This is a genomic window from Lysobacter sp. ISL-50 (assembly GCF_018612875.1).
GTDB lineage: Bacteria > Pseudomonadota > Gammaproteobacteria > Xanthomonadales > Xanthomonadaceae > Lysobacter.
Genome location: NZ_JAGGRI010000049.1, coordinates 1 through 22748, shown reverse-complemented (window position 1 = coordinate 22748; position 22748 = coordinate 1). Strand labels below are relative to the sequence as shown.

At 67.9% G+C, this 22748-nt stretch carries 18 protein-coding genes; 3 read left to right on the top strand and 15 right to left on the bottom strand.

Going from position 1 to position 22748, the window contains the following annotated elements; all coding sequences use genetic code 11:
- Positions 1-512: 512 nt before the first annotated feature.
- The 11 genes from glmM to prmB all read right to left on the bottom strand — a co-directional run bounded on the left by glmM (position 513) and on the right by prmB (position 14685).
- On the bottom strand, positions 513-1853 hold the full coding sequence (gene glmM, locus J7J50_RS22355; RefSeq protein ID WP_215060966.1) for a phosphoglucosamine mutase: 1341 nt from the start codon (positions 1851-1853) through the stop codon (positions 513-515).
- Between the two features lie 300 nt (positions 1854-2153).
- Positions 2154-3041, bottom strand: a complete 888-nt coding sequence (gene accD / locus J7J50_RS22350) for an acetyl-CoA carboxylase, carboxyltransferase subunit beta (protein WP_215060964.1) — start codon at positions 3039-3041, stop codon at positions 2154-2156.
- Positions 3042-3200: 159 nt separating this feature from the next.
- Complete coding sequence (gene trpA / locus J7J50_RS22345; RefSeq protein ID WP_215060962.1) at positions 3201-4007, bottom strand: tryptophan synthase subunit alpha; 807 nt, start codon at positions 4005-4007, stop codon at positions 3201-3203.
- A gap of 229 nt (positions 4008-4236) precedes the next feature.
- Positions 4237-5478 carry a tryptophan synthase subunit beta gene (gene trpB / locus J7J50_RS22340; RefSeq protein ID WP_215060960.1) on the bottom strand — a complete coding sequence of 414 codons (1242 nt, stop codon included), beginning with the start codon at positions 5476-5478 and terminating at the stop codon, positions 4237-4239.
- Between the two features lie 307 nt (positions 5479-5785).
- Positions 5786-6448, bottom strand: a complete 663-nt coding sequence (locus J7J50_RS22335; RefSeq protein WP_057942695.1) for a phosphoribosylanthranilate isomerase — start codon at positions 6446-6448, stop codon at positions 5786-5788.
- Positions 6445-7287: a tRNA pseudouridine(38-40) synthase TruA gene (gene truA / locus J7J50_RS22330; protein WP_215060958.1), complete on the bottom strand. Its 843-nt coding sequence runs from the start codon at positions 7285-7287 to the stop codon at positions 6445-6447. Before truA ends, J7J50_RS22335 begins: the two co-directional genes overlap by 4 nt.
- A 38-nt stretch (positions 7288-7325) precedes the next feature.
- A complete protein-coding gene (locus tag J7J50_RS22325) occupies positions 7326-9374 on the bottom strand; it encodes a FimV/HubP family polar landmark protein (protein ID WP_215097567.1) in 2049 nt (682 codons plus the stop codon).
- A 376-nt stretch (positions 9375-9750) separates the two neighbouring features.
- Complete coding sequence (locus J7J50_RS22320) at positions 9751-10773, bottom strand: aspartate-semialdehyde dehydrogenase (protein WP_215056206.1); 1023 nt, start codon at positions 10771-10773, stop codon at positions 9751-9753.
- Between the two features lie 234 nt (positions 10774-11007).
- Positions 11008-12021: a D-glycerate dehydrogenase gene (locus tag J7J50_RS22315; protein WP_215056205.1), complete on the bottom strand. Its 1014-nt coding sequence runs from the start codon at positions 12019-12021 to the stop codon at positions 11008-11010.
- Positions 12014-13129, bottom strand: coding sequence for a chorismate synthase (aroC, locus tag J7J50_RS22310; RefSeq protein WP_215056204.1), 1116 nt, complete (start codon positions 13127-13129; stop codon positions 12014-12016). Before aroC ends, J7J50_RS22315 begins: the two co-directional genes overlap by 8 nt.
- Positions 13130-13755: 626 nt before the next feature.
- On the bottom strand, positions 13756-14685 hold the full coding sequence (gene prmB, locus J7J50_RS22305) for a 50S ribosomal protein L3 N(5)-glutamine methyltransferase (RefSeq protein ID WP_215056203.1): 930 nt from the start codon (positions 14683-14685) through the stop codon (positions 13756-13758).
- Between the two features lie 276 nt (positions 14686-14961).
- Between prmB and J7J50_RS22300 the strand changes: the two genes are divergently transcribed.
- From J7J50_RS22300 to J7J50_RS22290, 3 genes are read left to right on the top strand one after another with little or no spacing between them, the layout of a single operon-like run.
- On the top strand, positions 14962-15606 hold the full coding sequence (locus J7J50_RS22300; protein WP_215063486.1) for an SCO family protein: 645 nt from the start codon (positions 14962-14964) through the stop codon (positions 15604-15606).
- Positions 15603-16451, top strand: coding sequence for an archaetidylserine decarboxylase (gene asd / locus J7J50_RS22295; RefSeq protein WP_215063487.1), 849 nt, complete (start codon positions 15603-15605; stop codon positions 16449-16451). The genes J7J50_RS22300 and asd overlap by 4 nt, the downstream gene beginning before the upstream one ends.
- Positions 16452-16480: 29 nt before the next feature.
- Entirely contained in the window at positions 16481-17518 is a 1038-nt protein-coding gene (locus J7J50_RS22290) for a hypothetical protein (protein ID WP_215059187.1), read from the top strand.
- Positions 17519-17547: 29 nt separating this feature from the next.
- On the opposite strand, the gene J7J50_RS22285 is transcribed toward J7J50_RS22290, so the two are convergent.
- The 4 genes from J7J50_RS22285 to J7J50_RS22270 form a co-directional block, all read right to left on the bottom strand.
- A complete protein-coding gene (locus J7J50_RS22285) occupies positions 17548-19263 on the bottom strand; it encodes an XVIPCD domain-containing protein (protein ID WP_215059189.1) in 1716 nt (571 codons plus the stop codon).
- Positions 19264-19303: 40 nt separating this feature from the next.
- Entirely contained in the window at positions 19304-19774 is a 471-nt protein-coding gene (locus J7J50_RS22280; RefSeq protein ID WP_215059191.1) for a hypothetical protein, read from the bottom strand.
- Positions 19775-19878: 104 nt separating this feature from the next.
- Positions 19879-20550, bottom strand: coding sequence for a lysoplasmalogenase (locus J7J50_RS22275; RefSeq protein WP_215063489.1), 672 nt, complete (start codon positions 20548-20550; stop codon positions 19879-19881).
- 82 nt (positions 20551-20632) lie between these two features.
- Positions 20633-22237: a transglycosylase SLT domain-containing protein gene (locus tag J7J50_RS22270; protein ID WP_215063491.1), complete on the bottom strand. Its 1605-nt coding sequence runs from the start codon at positions 22235-22237 to the stop codon at positions 20633-20635.
- Positions 22238-22748: the final 511 nt, after the last annotated feature.

Sequence of the window (22748 nt, the reverse complement as noted above, 5' to 3'; positions counted from 1 at the left end):
CTGTTTCGAATCAAGAGCCACGAGTGCGATGCCGACGCAGGCAGGTCCCGCAGTGGGCATCCTGCCCACGGCGGGACCCGGCGCACGTCCATGTGCGCCGCCCTCTGGGTGTCCCTGGTCTCGCGAGTTAGTAGCTGCGCCAAGCCAGAGCCAGAGCCGGAGCCGGAGTCAAAGCCGAACGCTCGAATCGAGACGGCGAATACGGCGAAAATATCCCGCGTCGAGACCGCCGCGAAAAGCGCACAGGCGCGTCAATTCGCCCCCTTTGAAAAAGGGGGCTGGCGCTTGCGGGTGCCTGCTTCTTGCGGATGCGCGGGCGCCGGGGGATTTGCTTTTGCTTTGGCCGCGCGGTGATCTGAGCGTAAAAGCAAATCCCCCCTAGCCCCCCTTTTTCAAAGGGGGGAACTTTGACGCGATGATTTAGGGGAGGACCGGCGCTCGAATGGGGATATGGAAAACAACGAAGGCCGCTTGCGCGGCCTTCGTCTGTTCCAGCGCAAAACGCGCCGCGATCACACCGCCGCGCGTACCGCCGCGGACAAGGCGTCGAGGGTGTTCTGCATCAAGGCCGCATCGTCGGCTTCGACGGTCACGCGCACCACAGGCTCGGTACCGGAAGGACGCAGGAACGCGCGGCCATGGCCGGCTACCGCGGCTTCGGCTTGTTTCAACGCGGCCTTGACCGACTCGACTTCGGTTGGCTTCGACTGCCCTTCGAACCGCACGTTGACGGTCTTCTGCGGCACCCGGTTCAAACCCTCCAGCGCCTGGCGCAGCGACACGCCGCGCCGGCCCAGCACTTCCAGCACCTGCAAGGCGCTGACGATGCCGTCGCCGGTGCTGGTGCGGTCCAGGCACAGCAGATGCCCCGAAGCCTCGCCGCCGAGCACGCCGCCGTGCGCGATCAGTTGCTGGTGCACGTAGCGATCGCCGACCTTGGCGCGGATGAAGCCGATGCCGCGCTGTTCCAACGCGCGCTCAAGACCGTAGTTGGTCATCAGCGTGCCGACCACCGGGCCCTGCAGGCGGCCGCTGTTCTTCCAGTCGTTGGCCAGGATGTAGAGCAGATCGTCGCCGTCGCAGATCGCGCCTTCGCTATCGACGAACAACACCCGGTCGCCGTCGCCGTCGAAGGCGATGCCGACATCGGCGCCGGTGGCGAGGACGCGCTCGACCAGGGTCTGCGGATGGGTCGAGCCGACCCCGTCGTTGATGTTGAGGCCGCTGGGGTCCACGCCGATCGCATCGACGCGCGCACCCAGTTCGCGCAGCACCAGCGGGCCGACCTGATAGGTCGCGCCGTTGGCGCAATCCAGGGCGATGCGCATGCCGCTGAGATCGAAGCCGCGCGACACCGAACCCTTGCAGGCTTCCAGATAACGGCCGATGGCGTCGCGGGTGCGGATCGCCCGGCCCAGGCGTTCGGATTCGACGGTGCGGAAAGGTTCTTCCAGCGCCGCCTCGATCGCCAGTTCGGTCTCGTCGTCGAGCTTTTCGCCCTCGGCCGAGAAGAACTTGATGCCGTTGTCGTAGTGCGGGTTGTGCGAGGCCGAGATCACGATGCCGCCGTCGGCGCGCAGCGAACGGGTGAGATGGGCGACGGCCGGGGTCGGCATCGGCCCCATCAGTTGCACGTCCACGCCGGCGGCGACCAGGCCGGCTTCCAGCGCGGCTTCGAACATGTAGTTCGAGATGCGCGTGTCCTTGCCGATGATCACCATCGGGTTGCGCCAGCCGCGGCGGGTCAGCGCGTGGCCGTAGGCGTTGCCCAGGCGCAGGACGAAATCGGCGGAAATCGCGCCTTCGCCTACGCGTCCGCGGATGCCGTCGGTACCGAAATATTTGCGAGTCATGTGTTGGGTTCGGGAATAGGGAAACGGGAATGGGGAATCGAAGCGGTGCGGCGTGGTGCGGCATCACTGCCGCCGGGGGATCGCCGCAGCGCGAGTTTGCCGCAAGCCGTAGGTGTTACACCGCCGCGCGGCTGAACGAGACGGCATAGCGCTTCGGAGTTCACAGTTCCTCGCGGGAATCGGGAATGGGGAATCGGGAATGGGGAATCGGGAATCGGAAAAGCCAAAGCGCGCACGACGCGGCGTCTTCGCTTTTCCGATTCCCGATTCCCGATTCCCGATTCCCGTCGAAAGCCGCCATCAGGCGGCTTCGACATCGTCCTCCGGCTGCGGCTGTTTCATCATCATCGCCAGCAGATGGGACAGGCGGTCGCGCATTTCGCGGCGATCGCAGATCTGATCGACCGCGCCGTGCTCGACCAGGAATTCGCTGCGCTGGAAACCTTCCGGCAGCTTCTCGCGCACGGTCTGCTCGATCACGCGGGGGCCGGCGAAGCCGATCAGCGCTTCGGGCTCGGCCATGTTGATGTCGCCCAGCATCGCGAACGACGCCGATACGCCGCCGGTGGTGGGATGGGTCATCACCGAGATGTACGGCAGCCCCGCCGCGCGCAGGCGGCCGAGCGCGGCCGAGGTCTTGGCCATCTGCATCAGCGAGAACAGGCTTTCCTGCATGCGCGCTCCGCCGCTGGCGGAGAAGCACACGAACGGGCTGCCGATCTGCAGCGCGGTTTCCGCGCCCAGGGCGAAGCGCTCGCCGACCACCGAGCCCATCGAGCCGCCCATGAAGGCGAAGTCGAACGAGGCCGCGACCAGCGGACGCTGCTTCATGGTGCCGCGCATGGCGATCAGCGCGTCGCGCTCGCCGGTGGCTTTCTGCGCGGCCTTGATGCGTTCGGAGTATTTCTTCTGGTCCTTGAACTTGAGCACGTCGACCGGGCCCAGTTCGGCGCCGATCTCGACCGTGCTGCCCGGGTCGAACAGCGCGTTCAGGCGCACCCGGCCGCGGATCGCCATGTGGAAGCTGCACTTCGGGCAGACCTCGAGATTTTCCTCGAGCTCGGGACGGTAGAGCACGGCGCCGCAGCGGTCGCACTTCTCCCACAGGCCTTCGGGGACGCTGCGCCGCTTGGCCGCGACCGTCTCGGTGCGGATGCCCGACGGCATGAGTTTCTTAAGCCACGACATGCGTTGAAATCTTCCTGTTCTGGCTGACTGAGGGTGGATCGGTCATGGGGCGGCCGCGCATCGCCGGCACCGGCCTGACTTCAGAAGTCTAGCGCAGCGGCCCGGGCGCTCTGCCGCCGGCTGTTCAGGCACGCCCGCCGAGAGCGGGGCCGCGGCGGTTCAGCCCGCGGCGTCCAGCGCCTGGCGCAACGGCGCCAGGAAGCCGCGCGCGGCCTGCGCGGCGGCGTCCGCCGTGCCGGCCTGAGCCAGCACTTCGACCAGCGCGCTGCCGACCACGACGCCTTCGGCCTCGCGCGCCATGGTCGCGGCGCTGGCGGCGTCCTTGATACCGAAGCCGGCCACCACCGGCACCTTGGCGCGCTGGCGGATGTGGTGCAGGCGATCGTTGGCGGCGCCGGTGTCGAGCCGGTCGGCGCCGGTCACGCCGGCGAAGCTGACGTAGTACAGATAGCCCTGGGCGTCGTCGCACAGCAGCGCGATGCGTTCTTCGGTGGTGGTCGGCGAGGCCAGCAGGATCAGCACCAGTCCGGCGGCGACGAAGGCCGCGCGCAGCTCTTCGGCTTCTTCCGGCGGCAGATCGACCAGCAGCACGCCGTCCACGCCGGCGGCGACGGCGTCGCTGGCGAAGCGCGTGGAACCGCGGATTTCGATGGGATTGAGATAGCCCATCAGCACCACCGGCGTCTGCGCGTCGCGGCCGCGGAATTCGCGCACCGCGTCGAGCACCCAGCCCAGGCCGGCGCCGCGCGCGATCGCGCGCTCGGAGCTGCGCTGGATGGTCGGGCCGTCGGCCATCGGATCGGAGAACGGCACCCCGAGCTCGATCACGTCGGCACCGGCTTCGACCAGCGCGTGCATGACCGGCACGGTCGCCTCCAGCGAGGGATCGCCGGCGGTGAGGAACGGAATCAGCGCCTTGCGGCCGGCCGATTGCAGCGATTGGAACTTGGCGTCGATTCGGTTCATGCGTCGAATGCAGCTTCTGCTGTTAGCCCCTCTCCCGCATGCGGGAGAGGGGTTGGGGTGAGGGGCCGGCGGAGCGATTGAAGTTCAAGACGCGAAGTGGGTGCAACGATCTCATGCGCATATCGCAGCTTCGTTGCTTCCCTCATCCGCCCCCCGCCTTCGCGGGGGCAGGCTCTCCGGGCCCCTTCTCCCGCAAGCGGGAGAAGGGAAGGCACGCGCGAGCGTTTGATCAGAAGTGCAGACCCTCGCGACCGGCGATGGTATGCACATCCTTGTCGCCGCGACCGGACAGGTTGCACAACACCACCTGGTCCTTCGGCATCGTCCGCGCCAGCTTGACCGCCTGGGCGATCGCGTGGCTGGACTCGAGCGCGGCCAGGATGCCTTCGGTGCGCGCCAGGGTGCGGAAGGCTTCGAGCGCTTCATCGTCGGTGACCCCGACGTATTCGGCGCGGCCGGTGTCTTTCAGGAACGCGTGCTCGGGGCCGACGCCGGGATAGTCCAGGCCGGCGGAGACCGAATGGGTTTCGATGATCTGGCCGTCGTCGTCGCACAGCACGTAGGTGCGGTTGCCGTGCAGCACGCCGGGGCGTCCGGCGGCGAGCGAGGCGGCGTGGCGGCCGGTCTCGATACCGTCGCCGGCCGCTTCGGCGCCGACGATGCGCACCGAGGGATCGTTCAAGAACGCATGAAACAGGCCGATGGCGTTGCTGCCGCCGCCGACGCAGGCGGTGATCGCATCGGGCAGGCGCCCGTACTCGGCCAGCATCTGCGCTCTCGCCTCACGCCCGACCACGGCGTTGAAGTCGCGGACCATGCGCGGATACGGATCGGGGCCGGCGACGGTGCCGATGATGTAGAAGGTGTCGCGCACGTTGGTGACCCAGTCGCGCATCGCTTCGTTGAGCGCGTCCTTGAGCGTCTGCGAACCGCTGGTGACCGGCACCACGGTCGCGCCGAGCAGCTTCATGCGGTAGACGTTGATCTTCTGCCGCTCGATGTCGGTCGCGCCCATGTAGACCACGCATTCCAGGCCCAGGCGCGCGGCCACGGTGGCGCTGGCGACGCCGTGCTGGCCGGCGCCGGTCTCGGCGATGATGCGGGTCTTGCCCATGCGGCTGGCCAACAGGGCCTGGCCGATGGTGTTGTTGATCTTGTGCGCGCCGGTGTGGTTCAGGTCTTCGCGCTTGAGCAGGATCTGCGCGCCGCCGACTTCGTCGCTGAGGCGCTGGGCGTGATAGATCGGGCTGGGGCGGCCGACGTAATGGGCCAGGTCGCGTTCGAATTCGGCGATGAAGGCCGGGTCCACGCGGGCGGCGGCGTAGGCGCGGGCCAGTTCCTCGATCGGCGCGATCAGGGTTTCGGCGACGAAGCGTCCGCCGTAGCGGCCGAAATGGCCGGAGGCATCCGGGTAGGCGTGGAAATCGATTGGCGGGACGACGGCGGGTTGGGCGATCGGTTCGGCGGACATCGGCTGGGCGTCGTTGCGAGGGGCGTCGCGCGCTGCGCGGCGGAACGCAGAGTTTAGGGCATCGCGGCGGCGACCGTACGCATCGGGGGATGGCGCAATGGGGGGCGCGGGTTTGTTGTGATCGGGTGGGTAAAAGCAAATCCCCCCTGCCCCCCTTTTTCAAAGGGGGGAATTCTTCGGGTGGGATCGAAAGGGCGTGCGCCGACTCGCTTCGATGCGATACCCCACGATCGCCGCGCAGCGGTTCCCCCCTTTGAAAAAGGGGGGTTAGGGGGGATTTGCTCTTATCGGCAAGCGCCGCGCGCCCTCAATCGACGTGACAATCCGCCCGCCGCACTTCCTCGACGAAATGGCGCATCTTGTCGCCGTCCTTGAGCCCCGGCGCGCTCTCGATGCCGCTGGACACATCCACGCCCCAGGGCAAGGTCGCCTGGATCGCCTCGAACACGTTGTCCGGGGTGATGCCGCCGGCCAGCACGAACGGCTTTTGCACGCCCACCGGAATGCGCTTCCAGTCGAAGGTCTTGCCGCTGCCGCCGCTGCCGCCGCGGGCGTGGCTGTCGAACAGGAAACCGGCCGCGCCGGGATAGCGCATGTGCAGCGCCGAGGGATGCTGGTCGGCCAACTCGCCGCCCATCGGGATCGCCTTGAGATACGGCACGCCGAAACCGCGACAGAACGCGTCGTCCTCGTTGCCGTGGAACTGCAGCAGGCTGGGCCGGACCTGGCGCACGACTTCGCGCACCTCATCGACCGGGTTGTCGCTGAACAAGGCCACCGCATCGACCAGCGGCGCCAGGGCCTGGCGCATCGCCCGGGCTTCCTCGGCCGCGACCCGGCGCGAACTGCCCGAGGCGAACACGAAGCCGATCGCGTCCGCGCCCAGCTCGCAAGCCAGGCGCACGTCGCCGGGACGGGTGAAACCGCAGAATTTGATGCGGGTGCGGAACAAAGTGCGGGGCGGATTCAAAGGCTGACCTCGGCAGGCAACTGACACTCGACTGGATAACGCGGCCCCACGAACACCAGACCCGCCGACGGTGCGGTGGGACCGGCGACGGTACGGTCGCGCCCGGCCAGCAACTGCGCGATCCACCCTTCGGGCTGATCGCCGCGGCCGACCAGCAGCAAGCTTCCGACAATGTTGCGCACCATGTGGTGAAGAAAGGCGTTCGCCTGTACTTCCATCTCGACGATGTCGCCGTCCCGGCGGATGCCGATGTGCTGCAGATCGCGGCGCGCGTGCGGCGCCTGGCAGTGGACGGTGCGGAACGCGGAGAAATCGTGCTCGCCGAGCAGCGCCTGGGCGGCGCGGTGCATGGCGTCGGCGTCGAGCGGGCGCCGTTCCCAGCTCAGGTATTGCCGCTGCAAGGCCGGCCGCACCGAGCGGTTGAGGATGCGGTAACGGTAGCGCCGCGCCCGCGCCGAAAAGCGGGCGTGGAAATCGGCCGCGACCGGCACGCACCAGCGCACGCACACCGACGCCGGCAAGCGCGAGGTGGTGCCCAGCACCCAGCCGCGCGGCTCGCGCTCCACCGGGGTGTCGAAATGCACGACCTGGCACGAGGCGTGGACGCCGGCATCGGTGCGGCCGGCGCAGGTGACCTCGACCCGGCTGCCGGCGACGAAGCTCAGCGCGTCTTCCAAGGTGGTCTGCACGGTCGATTCGCCGCGCAGGTCGGGCTCGCCCGGACGCACCAGGCGCTGCCAGCCGGAGTAGTCGCCGCCGTCGTATTCCACGCCCAGCGCGAAGCGACGCACCGGCACGGCGCCGTCGTTCGCGATGGAATCGCGTTGTTCTACCGCCATGAGTCAGCCGTCCTGCCCGTTCGCCGCACCGATGCGCTTTAGCTGGAGGCTTCCAGCTCGCGCAGCAGACGCGCGGCCTGCTGGCGCGCGGCGTGGTCGCCGTTGATCAGCACCTCGCCGAGCAACTGGCGCGCGCTGCTTTCATCGCCCAGGTCCAGGTAGGCGCGAGCCAGCTCGATGCGCTCCTGGCCCGGGGCCGAACTGGCCTGGGCGGTAACCGCCGCACGCGCGTCGGCCGCGGCCGGTTCGACCGCGACGGCCTGCACCGGAACCGGGATCGCGGCCGTCGGGGCCACGACCGGCGCCGCGACCGCGGAAGCGGCCGGCGCGGCACGGCGCGCCGGCCCGCTGCCGACCTCGGCCGAATGCCAGGTCGGCGCGTTCGCGCGCGGGTTCTGTTCGGCCGCCGGCGCGGTCCAGAACGGCGCCGCCAGCGCTTCGTCCTGGCTGTCGGGCGCGGGCTTGGATTCTGGTTCGGCGAGCAACTGCGCGACCGGATCGATCAGCGCCGGCGCGACCTCGGGCCGGCGGCGTAGCGATTCGACCGGATCCTCCTGGACCGGGTCGCGGCCGCCGTACGAGGCCGCGCTGGCCGGGCCCGGCGCGCGGAACGCCGGCCGCTTGGGCTCGCGCCGGCTCAGCACCCAGCCGCCGACCAGCAGCGCCAGCACGCCCAGCCCGCCGAAGATCCACGGCATCGGCGAACCGCCGTCGGCGCGCGCCTGCTGTTCGGACAAATGCTGCTGCGTCGCCGCCAGCTCGCTGTCCTTGAGCGCGATCAGCTTCTGCTGGTCCTTCTGCAACTTCTCCAGCTCGGCGACCTTGTTCTTGAGTTCGCTGAGTTCCTGATCGCGCGCGGCGATGGTCTCGTTGGCCTGCTGCATCTCTTGTCGCACCATCTCGCCCTCGCCTCCGGCGCTGATGCCGGATTGAGCCCCGGCCTGGGTCGCGCGACTGGCGCCCGGCGGAACGATTTCCAAACGCGCGTCGCTGCTGCGGCCGGAGCCGTCGCGCAGCGCCGGAGCCACCGGCGCCTTGGCGACGCGGTCCGCCTCCAGCGCGATCGGCTGCGGCACCGCCGGACTCGCCACGCCCTGCCGCCATTGCTGGATCTGCACGCGCACCAGCTCGCTGGCTTCGCGCGCGTCGATCGCGGTCAATTGATTGCCCGGCGGCTGGCGCAGCACCGCGCCGGCCCGCAGCCGGTTGATGTTGCCGCCGATGAAGGCCTCCGGATTGGCCCGCAGCAGCGCGATCATGGTCTGGTTGAGCGTGTGCTCGCCGGCCATGCCCACGGCGATGCCGGACAGGGTCTGGCCGCGTTCGACGGTGATGTCGCCCTCGGCGGCGGCGACCGGCGCGGCGGCCTGCGCACGCGGCTGGCGCGGCGCGCGCGGGATGCTGCCGGTGTTGGACGGCGCGCGCGGAGGCGGCGCGGGCTCGGCGGTGAGCACGTCGGGCTCGGGCGCCGGCTCGGGCTGGGCCGCGATCGCGTCGGGCGGATACGCCGACGGCGCCGGCACCGCGCTGCCCGGATCGTAGCGATCGAGTTCGTTGTCCACCGACAGCGGATCGGTCGCCTGCGGCTGCGCGCCGAACGGCAGCGGCGCCTCCAGCGGACGTTCGATGGTGTTCGGCGCGGCGCCCTTGGGCGCCTGGATCGGCGGCTGCATCGGCGCCGACACCGTGCGCGGCGCGTCGAGCAGGGCCGAGTATTCGCGGGTCAGGCGGCCCTGGCCCCAATCGACTTCGATCAGGAAGGTCAGCAGCGGCTGGTTGACCGGCTGCGAGCTGGTCACGCGGATCACCGGCTTGCCGGCGCTGTCGAGCGCGAGGGTGAAGCGCAGGTCGGTGACTATGCCCTGCGGCGCTTCCAGGCCGATGCGCTGGAAGGTTTCCGGCGAGGCCAGGCCCGCGCGCAACTGCGCCAGTTCGTCCGGGCCGCTGGAGATCACCGGGATCTCGGCCAGCAGCGGCTGGCCGGAGCGCGACTTGACCTCGATCTGTCCCAGACCCAGCGCACAGGCAGCTCCGCTGGCCAAAGCCAGCGCCAGAGCCAAGGCGGTGCGTGCGAAACCTGATCTCACGGACGATCCCATTGCCAACGTCAGGCGGCGACTCTAGCGGTCGGGAGTAGTTATGCGCAACGCGAAGTGAAGTTTTCGTTGCGGTCGGATGGGGGGCACGCGGTATGGATGACGGAATCGACGGGGTTCGGGGGCTGGATGGCGGGTTGTTCAGTGGGCCTCGAGGTCTTTTGTAGGAGGGGCTTCAGCCCCGATGCTTTTCGATCAGCAGTGGTAAACCCGCGGCAGCGGATCGAAAAGCATCGGGGCTGAAGCCCCTCCTACAAAAGACCTCGAGGCGACGATCCACCCTGCCCGCCTGCCCCTGCCGCACAAAGAAGATCGGGCCCCGCGGGGCCCGATCGATACCTCTATACGACCTCGCGGCGCCGCGCGATCAGCGCTCGTTCCAGACCAGCTCCGCCAGCTGCACGGCATTGGTCGCCGCGCCCTTGCGGATGTTGTCCGACACCACCCACAACGACAGGCCACGCGGGTGCGAAATGTCCTCGCGGATGCGGCCGACGAAAACGGGATCTTGTCCCGAAGCGTGCGTGACCGGCGTCGGATATCCGCCGTTGACCGGCTCGTCCACCACTTCCACGCCCGGCGCGGTTTCCAGCAGCGCGCGCGCGTCGGCCGCGGACAGCTTGTCGCGGGTTTCGATGTGCACCGCCTCGGAGTGGCCGTAGAACACCGGCACCCGCACCACCGTCGCGTTCACGCCGATGCTGTCGTCGCCGAGGATCTTGCGAGTCTCCCAGACCAGCTTCATCTCTTCGGTGGTGTAGCCGTTGTCGGTGAAATCGCCGCCGTGCGGTATCACGTTGAAGGCGATCTGCACCGGATAGACCTCGGCCTTGGCCTGCTGGAAGTTCAGCAGCGCCGCGGTCTGCTTGCCCAGTTCCTCCAGCGCGCGGCGGCCGGTGCCGGACACCGACTGGTAGGTCGCCACGTTGATGCGCTCGATCTTGGCCTTGCGGTGGATCGGCGCCAGCGCGACCAGCATCTGCATGGTCGAGCAGTTCGGATTGGCGATGATGCCGCGCGGGCGGTTCCTGGCCGCGTCCGGATTGACCTCGCTGACCACCAGCGGCACGTCGTCGTCGTAGCGGAACGCGGAGGAGTTGTCGATCACCACCACGCCGGCCGCGGCGAACTTGGGCGCGTACTCCTTCGACACCGAGCCGCCGGCCGAGAACAGCGCGATGTCCACGCCGCTCGGATCGAATTTCGCCAGATCCTCGACCACGATGGTTTTGCCGCCGAACTCGAGTTTCTCTCCCGCCGAGCGTTCGCTCGCCAACACATGCAGCCGGCCGATCGGAAATTTGCGCTCGGCCAGCACCTTCAGCATGGTTTCACCGACCGCGCCGGTAGCACCGACCACGGCGACATTGCAGGACGTCTTGGCGTTCATCTGTTCTCAGTTACCTGACTTGTGGGGACCGCCGGACCCATTTCCGGCGGGTGTTGCGTGAAAACTGTCGCTCGGCTTCGGCCGATTGCCGCCAGCGCCGCGAGGTCTTTTGTGGGAGGGGCTTCAGCCCCGATGCTTTTCGGTCAGTTGCAATGAATTCCTGAGCTCTGACCGAAAAGCATCGGGGCTGAAGCCCCTCCCACAACAGACCTCACAAAAAAACCTCGGAGCGGCTCATGCTCCGCTCCGCTTCGTTACAGCAACCTGATCGGCATTCAACAGCGACGCAGGACGTCCCGCATCGGGCCCATGCCCCAGGGCCGCGATCAGATTGTCCACCGCCAGCGACACCATCGCCCGGCGCGTGGCCAGACTGCCGCTGGCGATATGCGGGGTCAGCACCACCCGGCGCTGTTGCAGCAGGCGTGGATTGAGCCTGGGCTCGTCCTCAAAGACATCCAGACCGGCCGCCGCCAAGCGTCCGTGCTCCAGGGCATCGCACAGCGCGTCTTCGTCGATGATGCCGCCGCGCGCGATATTGGTCAGCGTGGCATGCGGCTGCATCCTGGCCAGCGCCGCCGCGTCGATGAGGTGATGCGATTGCGGCGAATACGGCAGCACCAGGATCAGGTGATCGGCGCGGCCCAGCAGATCGTCGAAACCGACGTAGCTCGCCGCGCATTCGCGCTCCACCGTCTCGGGCAGGCGGCTGCGGTTGTGATACAGCGTGCGCATGCCGAACCCGGTCGCGCGCCGCGCGATGGCCTGGCCGATCCGGCCCATGCCGAGGATGCCGAGCGTGGCGCCGTGCACGTCGCCGCCGAGCAGCGAATCGAAACTCCAGCGCTGCCAGTGGCCTTCGCGCAACCAGCGCTCGGCCTCGCTGATCCGGCGCGCGGTCGCCATCATCAGCGCCCAGCCGAAATCGGCGGTGGTTTGAGTCAGCACGTCGGGCGTGTTGCTGGCGAGGATGCCGGCCGCGCTCAGCGCCGGCAGGTCGAGATTGTTGTAGCCCACGCCGACATTGGCGATCACGCGCAGCTTCGCGGCGCCGGCGATCTGGGCCGCGCCGATCGAATCGTTGAGCGTGACCAGGGCGCCGTCGGCTTCGCGCAGGGCGGCGTTCGCCGCCTCGGGCGAATGCTGGGTCACCGCCGTGGTGGCGTCGACTTCGAAATACTCCGCAAGCCGTCCGACGATGTCGTCGAACAACGGCTGCGACACCCACACGCGTGGCCGCTCAGACATCGCCGTCGAACCGCGGCGCGGCGGGAATGCGCGGGGTCACCGTGCCGACATCGCCGCACTGGGCGCGATGGCGCAGCGCCTGGTCGATCAGCACCAGCGCGACCATGGCCTCGCAGATCGGCGTGGCGCGGATGCCGACGCAGGGATCGTGGCGGCCGGTGGTGACTACGTCGACTTCGTTGCCGTGGATATCCACGCTGCGGCCCGGCAGGCGCAGGCTGGAGGTCGGCTTGAACGCGGTCGAGCAACGCAGTTGCTGGCCGGTGCTGATGCCGCCGAGGATGCCGCCGGCGTGATTGCTGGCGAAGCCGGCGCGCGACAGTTCGTCGCGATGCTCGCTGCCCTTTTGCGCGACCGCGGCGAAACCGTCGCCGATTTCCACGCCCTTGACCGCGTTGATGCTCATCAGCGCGGCGGCGAGTTCGCCGTCGAGCTTGCCGTAGATCGGTTCGCCCCAGCCCGGCGGCACGTTGTCGGCGACCACGTCCACGCGCGCGCCGACCGAGTCGCCGGACTTGCGCAGCGCGTCCATGTAGGTTTCCAGCTCGCCGACCTGGGCGGCGTGGGGCCAAAAGAACGGGTTGCCCTCCACCACCGACAGGTCGTAGCCGTTCGGCACGATTTCGCCGATCTGCGACATGAAACCGCGCACCGTCACGCTGTAGCGTTCGGCCAGCCACTTCTTGGCGATCACCCCGGCGGCCACGCGCATCGTGGTCTCGCGCGCCGACGAGCGTCCGCCACCGCGCGGATCGCGCAGGCCGTACTTCTGCCAGTAGCTGTAATCGGCGTGGCCGGGACGGAACTGCTCGGCGATGGCGCCGTAATCCTTGCTGCGCGCATCGGTGTTGCGGATCAGCAGCGCGATCGGGGTGCCGGTGGTCAGGCCCTGATAGACGCCGCTGAGGATTTCGATGTCGTCGGCCTCGCGCCGCGCCGAGGTGTGGCGGGTCTTGCCGGTGGCGCGGCGGTCGAGGTCGTGGCGGAAATCTTCCGGCGCGATCGCCAATCCGGGCGGGCAGCCATCGACCACGCAGCCGATCGCCGGGCCGTGGCTTTCGCCGAAAGTGGTCACGGTGAAGAGGGTTCCGAAGCTGTTGCTGGCCACTGCGGGGTTCCTGGTGCGTGCCGGTGCTCCGGCGTTTTGGGCGAAGGCGATGATCGGTGTTGCCGGTGTGCTGCCGATGAAGTGCGTGGCGGCCTGAGCCGCATATGCCGCCGCTTCGATGGTATGACGCGGCGTTTGCGGGCGGAAATGAGTCGTTGGCGCGGGCTCAGGACCTTTGCCGGTGCGGGCGGTTGGCGGCGGCCCTCACCCCGGCCCTCTCCCGCCAGCGGGAGAGGGAGAGGGAGGTTTCGCGCTCGTTCGCACCGGGCGCATCATCCGGACTGCGCTGCACACCTGCGTAACATCACACTAGGCCGTACCGCTCCCTCTCCCGCTTGCGGGAGAGGGCTGGGGTGAGGGCCAGCGCGCAAGCAAAACACCGATCCGGTCCACGATAGCCGACCCGGCCGGTTTCCGCTGTAACGAAGGCGCACGCGCAGCCGCGACGGACCCGGACGATCCGCGGCTTCCGATGGAGTGCAGGATGCCGCGGCGCGCTTACCACTTGTTGCGGGTAAGTTCCGGCTGGCTTGGCGCCGTGGACGCGGCGCCGACGGGTCGGCGCTGCACGCGGCGCTGCGAAGAACGGGATTCCGCCTTCGCTACCGGCCGCCGACGCGCGTGACTCAGGCTCGCGCGTCGGCGAGCCGTTTGATTTCGTCGCGGTGTTCGACCAGATCGTGGCGCTCGACCACGAAGATGCCCATCTGACCGACCTTGAACTCGACCCAAGCCAGCGGCAATTGCGGCAGCAGTTCGACCAGCGCGCGCTCGGCCTCGCCGACTTCGCAGATCAGCACGCCTTCCTCGCTCAGATGCTCCGGCGCGTCGCGCAGGATCTTCAGCGCCAGGTCCAGGCCATCGTCGCCGGCGCGCAGGCCCAGTTCGGGCTCGAAGGAATATTCCTTCGGCAGCGCGTCGGTTTCATCGTTGGTGACGTAAGGCGGATTGGTCACGATCAGGTCGAAGACCTCGCCCTGCAGGCCCTGGAACAGGTCGGACTTGCGCAGTTCGACGTTGTCCGCGTGCAGGCGCGCCTTGTTCTCGGCCGCCAGCGACAGGGCGTCGTCGTTGATGTCCGCGCCGATCACGTCCCAATCCGGGTGGTAATGCGCGGTGGCGATGGCGATGCAGCCCGAACCGGTGCACAGGTCCAGCGCGCGCCCGATTTCGCGGCCGCCGAGCCAGGGCTCGAAGCCCGATTCGATCAGTTCCGCGATCGGCGAACGCGGCACCAGGGCGCGGCGGTCGCTCTTGAAGCTCAGGCCGGCGAACCAGGCTTCGCCGGTCAGATAGGCGGCCGGAATGCGCTCGGCGACGCGGCGTTCGAACAGCGCCAGGATCGCGTCCTTTTCCTCGCTGGTGACCTTGCCCTGGCCGTAGACCGGGCTGAGGTCGTGCGGCAGATGCAGCGCGTGCAGGACCAGTTGGGTCGCCTCGTCCAGCGCGTTGTCGTAACTGTGGCCGAAGGTCAGCCCGGCCGCGTTGAAGCGGCTGGCGCCGTAACGGATCAGGTCGACGAGGGCCAGCGGTTCGAAGGAAACGGGAGCGGGCACGGCGGGTCCAGGGCGAAACAAGGGGCGCAGTATAGCCGGAGAGGTGAATTGGGGGTTTGGGGCAGGAGCAAATCCCCCCTGCCCCCCTTTTTCAAAGGGGGGAATCCTTCGGCTGGGGGCGTTGACTTGGGGCGGCGCGCGGCTGCGGCCGCCATGCCCCTCCAAGGACAACTCCCCCCTTTGAAAAAGGGGGGCAGGGGGGATTCGCTTTTGCCTCAAGCCCAGCACCACCCGCCGCGCCCGGTATCATGCCCCGGCGCAACAACCGGAACCGACATGTTCAATCGCACCACCGCCATCGTCCTCATCGCCGCGCTCGCCGCCGCGCTCGGCCTGTGGGCCTCGCAGCACTACTTCGGTCAGGCCCGGCGCTCGCATCTGCCGCAGACCGAAGCGGTGCGCCTGTTCGACCCGCCGCGCACCCTGCCCGCCTATTCGCTGCGCCAGTCCGACGGCACCCAGCTGATTCCCGGCGAGCTCAAGGGCCACTGGACCCTGGTCTTCCTCGGCTTCACCCACTGCCCCGACGTGTGCCCAACCACGCTGGCGCAGATGTCGGTGGCGCAGAAGTCCTGGGAATCGATCGCCGAAGCCAGCCGCCCGCGCGTGCTGTTCGTGTCGGTCGATCCCGAGCGCGATACGCCGGACAAGATCGGCGAGTACGCGCACGGCTTCCACAAGGACACCCTGGCCGCCACCGCCGACGTGCCGGCGCTGGAAGCCTTCGCCAAGTCGCTGAGCATGGTCTTCGCCAAGGTGCCCGCGCCCGACGGTGCGCCGGCCGACCAATACACGATGGACCACAGCGCCAGCATGGCCGTGCTCGATCCGCAGGGGCGCATGGCCGGCCTGCTGCGTCCGCCGTTCGATCCGAACGTGATCGCCAAGGACATGAAGGCGCTGACGGAGGCCGCTCCGTGAGCCTCGTCACCACCCTCACCTACGCCCTGCCGCACCGCTTCATGTCGTCGCTGGCGCGCGCGCTGGCGTACTCGGACGATCCGCGCGTCAGCCGCTGGCTGATCGACACGGTCACGGAAAAGTTCGGCGTGAATCTGGCCGAAGCGGCCAATCCCGATCCGCGCTCGTACGCCACCTTCAACGCCTTCTTCACCCGCGCGCTCAACCCTGGCGCGCGCGTGGCCGATCCGGACCCGCGCACGCTGCTGATGCCGGCCGACGGCCGCATCAGCCAATGCGGGCCGATCCGCGCCGGCGACATCTTCCAGGCCAAGGGCCAGTCGTTCACCGCGACCGAACTGCTCGGCGGCGACGCCACCGCGGCGGCGCCGTTCAACGACGGCGTGTTCGCCACCGTGTACCTGTCGCCAAAGGACTATCACCGCGTGCACATGCCCTGGGCCGGAACGCTGCGCGAAACCGTGCACGTGCCGGGCCGCCTCTTCAGCGTCGGCCCGGATGCGGTGCGCAACGTGCCGCGCTTGTTCGCGCGCAACGAGCGACTGGTCTGCCATTTCGATACCGAGTTCGGGCCGATGGCGATGGTGATGGTCGGCGCGCTGCTGGTGTCGGGCGTGGAAACGGTCTGGAGCGGCGTGGAGATTCCGCGCTACGCCGACGCGGTCACCACCAAGGACTATCGCGGCAAGGGCATCAAGCTCGATCGCTTCGCCGAGATGGCGCGCTTCAACTACGGCTCGACCGTGATCGTGCTGCTGCCGCCGGGCGTGGCCGCGCTGGACGAGGGCTTGAGCGCCGAGACCGCGGTGCGACTGGGACAGGCACTGGCACGGCGCGGCGGCTGACCGCGCCACTGCACCCACGGAGGGGAATCATGCGAATCCTGTTACGCCCGGCGCTGCGCCGGGCCCTGTCGCTGGCCGTGCTGGCCGCCACGCTCAGCGGCTGCGGCGACAAGAGCGAAACCGAACAACTGGCCGACTTGCGCGACGGCCTGGCCTACAGCCAATACCGGCGCGTGTCCGAAAACGGCATGCCCACCGCCATCGCCGCGTATCGCAAGGGCGCGCAATGGAGCGGCCAGACGCCGCCGGTGGAGTTCAGCGAGGCCGACACCTGCGTCATGCACGTGCTGCTGGCCTACGGCGCCCTGATCGCCGACAAGAGCACCATCGCCCTGGCCGAAAGCGACATCGTCGAGGCCGGCGATTGCGAGCCGTTCGACCGCGTCGCCGCCAATTCGCTGCGTTCGGTCGTCTTCCGCCGCCAGGAATGGCCGCAACTGGCGCAGGCCGAAAGCGACAAAGCCTGGGCCGCGCCCAGGCAAGCCGGCCAGGACAATGCACCGGCCGAACAGGTGATGATCCTGCACGTCACCCTGGCCTATCTGGCGGTCAGCGAAGAGCGTTGGGACCGCGCGCAACTGCATATCGACGCGCTCGCGCAATTGCTCGGGCAGCCGTGGATGAGCGACCTGCCGCGCGCCGGCATCGCCTTCAAGGAAGGCCGCACCGGCGACGGCCTGGTCGTGCTCAAGCACATGAGCCAGGACCCGACCGCGCCGCCGGAAGTGCGCGCGGAACTGGCGCGGTTCATCGCCAAGATCGAAGCCAAGGGCGGCGATGTCGATTCCTTCGCCTTCATGCCGCGCCTGGTCGCGGTGCTGACCTGGGAAGCGATCAAGCAACAAGGCCCCGACGTGCTGAAGACCACCGCGCGCTTCGCCGAGCAACAGGCCTGGAAGCCCTTGAACGATTCGGTGAGCAGCGGCGCCGGCAAGGCGCGCGAAGTGGCGGGCAGCTGGTGGAACAAGGCGCGCGAGGCGGTGATGCCGGCGGAGGCGTTGCCGAAGGCTGAGCCGGCGCAGGACAAACCGGCCGAAGCCGAGCGGCAGGCTTCGGGCACGAAGTAAGTGCGAGCTGCGGCTGATGGCTTAACCGCTCAAGGACCGCCGCGAACCGGCGATGCCTGCGCTTGCTGCTGGGCCTGCGATTCGCGTTGCTGCGCGGCTTGCTGCTCGTTCAGATCGGCAAACCGCTGCTGCGATTCCTGCACTGGAGTACCGACTGCCTGAGCGGTCGGCGTATAGGCGCGCAAACCGGCCGGATCCCCAGGATCGCCTTGCGTCACGAATACGTTCTGCCCGGCCATGGCGGTCCCGCTGGCTTGGCTCAAAAACACCCCGTCGATGCGGGAAAAATTATTCTCCCGGGCCAGGCACGCCAAGCTCTGGCTCATGCATTCGCTGAATTGGTCCGGAGTTCGACCGAACTGCGCGTCCAATCGGGCTACCGCCGCGCGTGCTTGTTCTTGCAAAGGATATTCGTAGGCGGCTCGATCCGGCACCGCGCCCTGCGCGGGAACCGTTGGCGCCGACGTAGCCGGAGCGTTGGGCACGGATGCATCCGGCGCCTGCGGCGCGGCGGCCGGGACACCCGGGTCCGGCGTGGTGCGCAACGGTGGCGCTTGCGGATCCACATGCAGCAAACGCTGCGGTGGCTGGCCATCGCGAACGATGTCCAGGTCAGTGGTTCCGTCGCGATTGCGAATGCGCGTCAGATCGTTACGGTGTACCTCGGCCCAAGCGCCACCGATATTGGAATGGCCGCTGCCGTCGCGATTCCAGACCACAAAATCGTTACCTGACGCATACAGACCGGCAGTTGCCCGGCCCTGCCCCTCCGGGCGTGGGCGCCCGTAGGCGTAACTGCCGCCCTGATCCAATGCATGAATGAGCTGCGGAGCTTCGTTCTTCTGCAGAAACAGATTTTTCACAGTGCCGTATTCGGCAGGCAGTTGCGGCCGGGCCGCATCCTGTCCGGTCTGGCTGGGATTGATCAAAGGATTGGCGACCACATCCTGCCAAGTCTGATGCAGGGGGCTGCGCGAATCGGCATTGCGCAATCCGATAAGGACCTCGGCGCCTTGCAAGGTCGCGTCGCGGCCGGTTTCCATGTAATCGCGATCGCCACTGGTGCGCGGCAACAGACGATCGATCGCGCCGCTGACATCGGCCACGTTGTTGAGCGTGCCGTTGTCCATGTCGCGCAATAACCTGGGCGTCCAATTGTCGCCGCTCTGGTTCTGCACCTTGGTGACCATGGCGGTCAACCGCACCTGATCGTCGGCGCTGGCGTTGCGGTAGGCCGCCGTCTGGGCGATTCGGGGCATGATGCCGCCGACCAACTCATCGACCTGGGCAACGTCGCGGTTGTGGATATACGTCACGCCGGCGTCGGAGCGCAGAAACTCGTTGAGATTGGCCTCGACACCCGCATCCATCGGGCGGCCGCCCTGCGTCGTGATCGTGTTCCCGTTGCGGCTGAGATCGGCGATGGCCTGGGTACGTTGAGCCGCTGTCAGCGTCCGCTCGGGTTGCTGCAACCGCGCCCAATCCTGATAAGCATCGACCAGGGACGGCACTACTTCCGGATGCTGTCCCAAATCGGTCTGCAGGGTTCCGATCGAATAACCGCTGTTGCCCACCGGCGTCATTACACCGTTACGGGTGTTGCCGGCAAAGGACAGGTGATTGGATACATCGCGTCCGGCGATACTGCCTTCCGAGCCCACGCCGATGGCGAAGTAAGCGATGGCGCGACGCTCGTCGTCGGTCATCACGCGCGTTTGCGCGGCGGCTGGCACTGGCTGATTCATCGTCTCGCTTCCTTGCTGCAAAAATCATGAGCTATCGGACTCAGCGCTCCGGCGCCACGTCGTCCTTGGGCTCTTCGTCATCGCACTGATTGTCGGCCGGCACCTGCTTGCCTGCCTTGGCCTGCTGCAATACCAGATAAGGCGAGTAGCCGTCGCCGCTCTTTCGATACCAATGCAAGGCCGCTCCCTTGCGAACCGCGTAGCCATCGATCTGATCGAAATCGCTGCAAGGCTGGTCTGAGGTCTGAGTACAAAAGCGCAGCATCAACCGGTCGCCCTGCACTTCGCCGCGCAGTTGTCCGTTGTCGCCGCGCACACGGGTACCGTCGTCCCAGCTACCGGTGTACGACTTCCCAGTGCTGCTCAGTTCGAGATTGGCCGAGTGGTTCCAGCCGCAGGTCTGCCGATAGCCCCACTGCCCCGCGAAATTCGGAGTGCCTGCGGTTGCGCAGGCGCTCAATACGACTGCTAAGGGGACGAAAAAAATGGCGCGATTACGTCCTGTTGCCATGGCGTGGCTCCTGAGGAATTGCATGCGACTGATTTACCACGCGATTGGACACGAGTAAATCAGACTGAGCGCATTCCCAAGAGTCGGGTCGAGTAGTTAATGACCTAACTCAGCCGCCTCACCGACAAGCCGATCAAAGTCTGCGCGATCCAATACGTCGCCAGCACCGCCAGCGACGCCGCACCGAACGGCGCGGCGAAACGGTCGATCGCCAGGGTGGCGTCGGAGGCGACGAAGAAGGCTCCGCCCAACGCGGCCAGGGCGGTCGCCGGCACCGGCCAGCGCCGCCATACCACCGCCGCCTGCGCCGCCATCGTCGCGAGTACGACGACGTAGACGACTACCGGAATGCGCAGCGCGCCCGGCAAATGCGGCCACAGGATCGCCAGCACGCCGGCGGCGAGCGCGGCATAGGCCGGCAAGGGCCACGCGACCGCGAACAGGCGCGCGCGTCCGCACAAGCCCGCCAGATACGCCAGGTGCGCGCACAGGAACGAGCCCAGGCCGAATACGAACCAATCCCCAGGCAACATCAGGAACACGTCGCCGCAGGCCGAAAGCAACAGGCCGATCAGGATCGCGCGGCGGTAACCGGGCTCGGCGTCGCCGCCGTAGCGCCAGACCATCGCCGCGATCAGCAGCGTGGTCAGCGGCTTGAACAGGTAATGCAGCCACGGCGCGAAGTAGGCGCCGGCGATGGCCAGGATCGCGGACACGGCGATCGCGGCGATCCAGGCGCGCGGTGCGGATGCCGGGGCTTGCGTGTTCGCCGTCATGCATCCTCGCTCGTGCGGCCTGCTTCAGCGGCGAACCGGCCGGTTCGCCGCGCTTCGATGCGCGTGGGCGGCTTCGCCGAGATCAGTCGCCGCAACCGTTCAACTTGATCCGCTGCCCCGGCTTGACAACATAACGCGGCGGCTTGATGCCGTTGGCCTTGCCCAGTTGCTTGGTATCGCAGGAGAACTTGCGCGCCACGTCGGTCAGGGTTTCGCCGCGCTGGACCTTGTAATCGCGCGGGACGGCGCGCTTCTTCGCCTCGGGTCTGGCCGCGGCGGGCTTGCCGGCGGCAAGCGTGGCCGGCACGCCGGTGGCGATGGTGACCGGCACCGTGCCGTCTTCGCCCGTGCCTTCCATCGGCACCACGGTCAGCGGACCGGTGCGCACGATCGCGCTGTTGGGATCGCTCATGATCAGCGTGTGCGCCAGTTCCGCGCGCTTGCCCTGCACGCACCAGCGGTTGTACAGGCTGACCATCCTGGTGGTGGCGTTGAGCGTGGTGCCGGCGGACAGATAGCTGTCGGCCTGATAGCGCGGGTTGAGGTTGCGCAGCGCGCGCATGTAGCCGTCGCGGCTGCCGCTGCTGCCCATGCAGATGGTCAGCTCGTAGATCGAGCTGGCCTTGCTCAGGCGCAGCGTCGCCGGCTTGTTGTCCACCTTGGGAAAACGCAGGCCGTATTCGCGCGGGTGCAGGAACAGCCAGGCCGCGGCGATCACCATCGGCACGTAGTCGCGGGTTTCGGCCGGGAACTGGTTGTAGACCGACTCGTCCCAGAAATTGCGTCCGCCGCTGGCGTTGTTGATGCGCAGCGCGCGGCCTTCGCCGCCGTTGTAGGCGGCCAGCGACATTTCGATGCTGTTGTTGAGCTGGCCCAGGCGTTCGTTGAGGTATTCCGCGGCGGCCTGGGACGAGGAGCGCGCGTCGTAACGGGTATCGAAACCGGTGCCGTCGTCGCCCAGGCCGAAGCGCTTGCCGGTGGCGAACATGAACTGCAGCGGGCCGGCCGCGCCGGCGCGCGAGGTCGCGTGCACGCGGCCGTTGGATTCCTTCGCCATGATGCCGAACAGCAGCGCTTCGGGCAGGCCTTCGCGTTCGAACGACGGCCACATCATCGAACGCATGTACTGATAGTTGTCGTAGCTCTGCATCAGCGGGCCGCGCAGATCGGTCAGCCAGCGCTTGATGCCGGCCTGCACGGCCGGGTTGTACTGCACCATCTTGACGAAGCGCTGGCCGTCGTCGCTGAGCAGCGCGGCGGCGCGCGCGGCTTCGGGCACGTCGGCGGCGAGTCCGTCGCTGTCGAGCTGGCCGCTGTCGTCGGGGTCTTCATCCGTGACCGCCGAGGCGTCGGCGCTGGCCTTGAGCAGGCGCTTGTAGCCGGCCAGCATGGTGCTGACCTGGCAGCCCTTCTGCTTGAGGCAGGCGGCGATCACGTCTTCCATGTCCTCCAGCGCGGCGTCGCTGTCCTGGCGGCCGGTCGGATCGGCGTTGCGGATCTTGACCAGGGCCGACTGGTAGCGGGTTTCGGCCGATTGCAGGCGTTGGGTCAGCGCATCGACCGCGGCCTGGTCCTTCTTGGACACGGCGGCGGCTGGCGAGGACAGGCTGCACAGTGCGAGGGCGACGGCGAGCGGCGCGAACGCGCCCCTGATACCGATGAAAACGGGGCGTGAGTAAGCGGGCATGAGGCGTGCGGGTGTTCCTTTTCGCGGGGGGCCAGGGTAACGGCGAGGTTCGGGGTGGGCAAGGACCTTGATCCGTCTTGGTTTTCCCGGTTTGGCCGGGCGGGGCCGGACAGCCGCGAGCCGCCGCTCTTTCGCCGTCATGGCGGCGCCGGCCCGGAGCCGTTTTTCTGTTGCGGTTGCGGTTGCGGTTGCGGTTGCGGTTGCGGTTGCCAAGATTTTGATCTGGCCCTGGCTCCAGGCTTTGCTCCGGCTTTGCTCCGGCTTTGCTCTGCCCTTGCCCCTGGCTTTGGCTTGGCGCCGCTAGTAACTCGCGAGACCAGGGACACCCGGAGGGCGGCGCACATGGACGTGCGCCGGGTCCCGCCGTGGGCAGGATGCCCACTGCGGGACCTGCCTGCGCAAGCACCGCACTCGTGGCTCTTGATTCGAAACAGCCTAAAGCCCTTTCTTTGGTTACTTTCTTTGTGGCTTTGGACAAAGAAAGTGACCCGCCGCTCCATGGCGGAAGCTT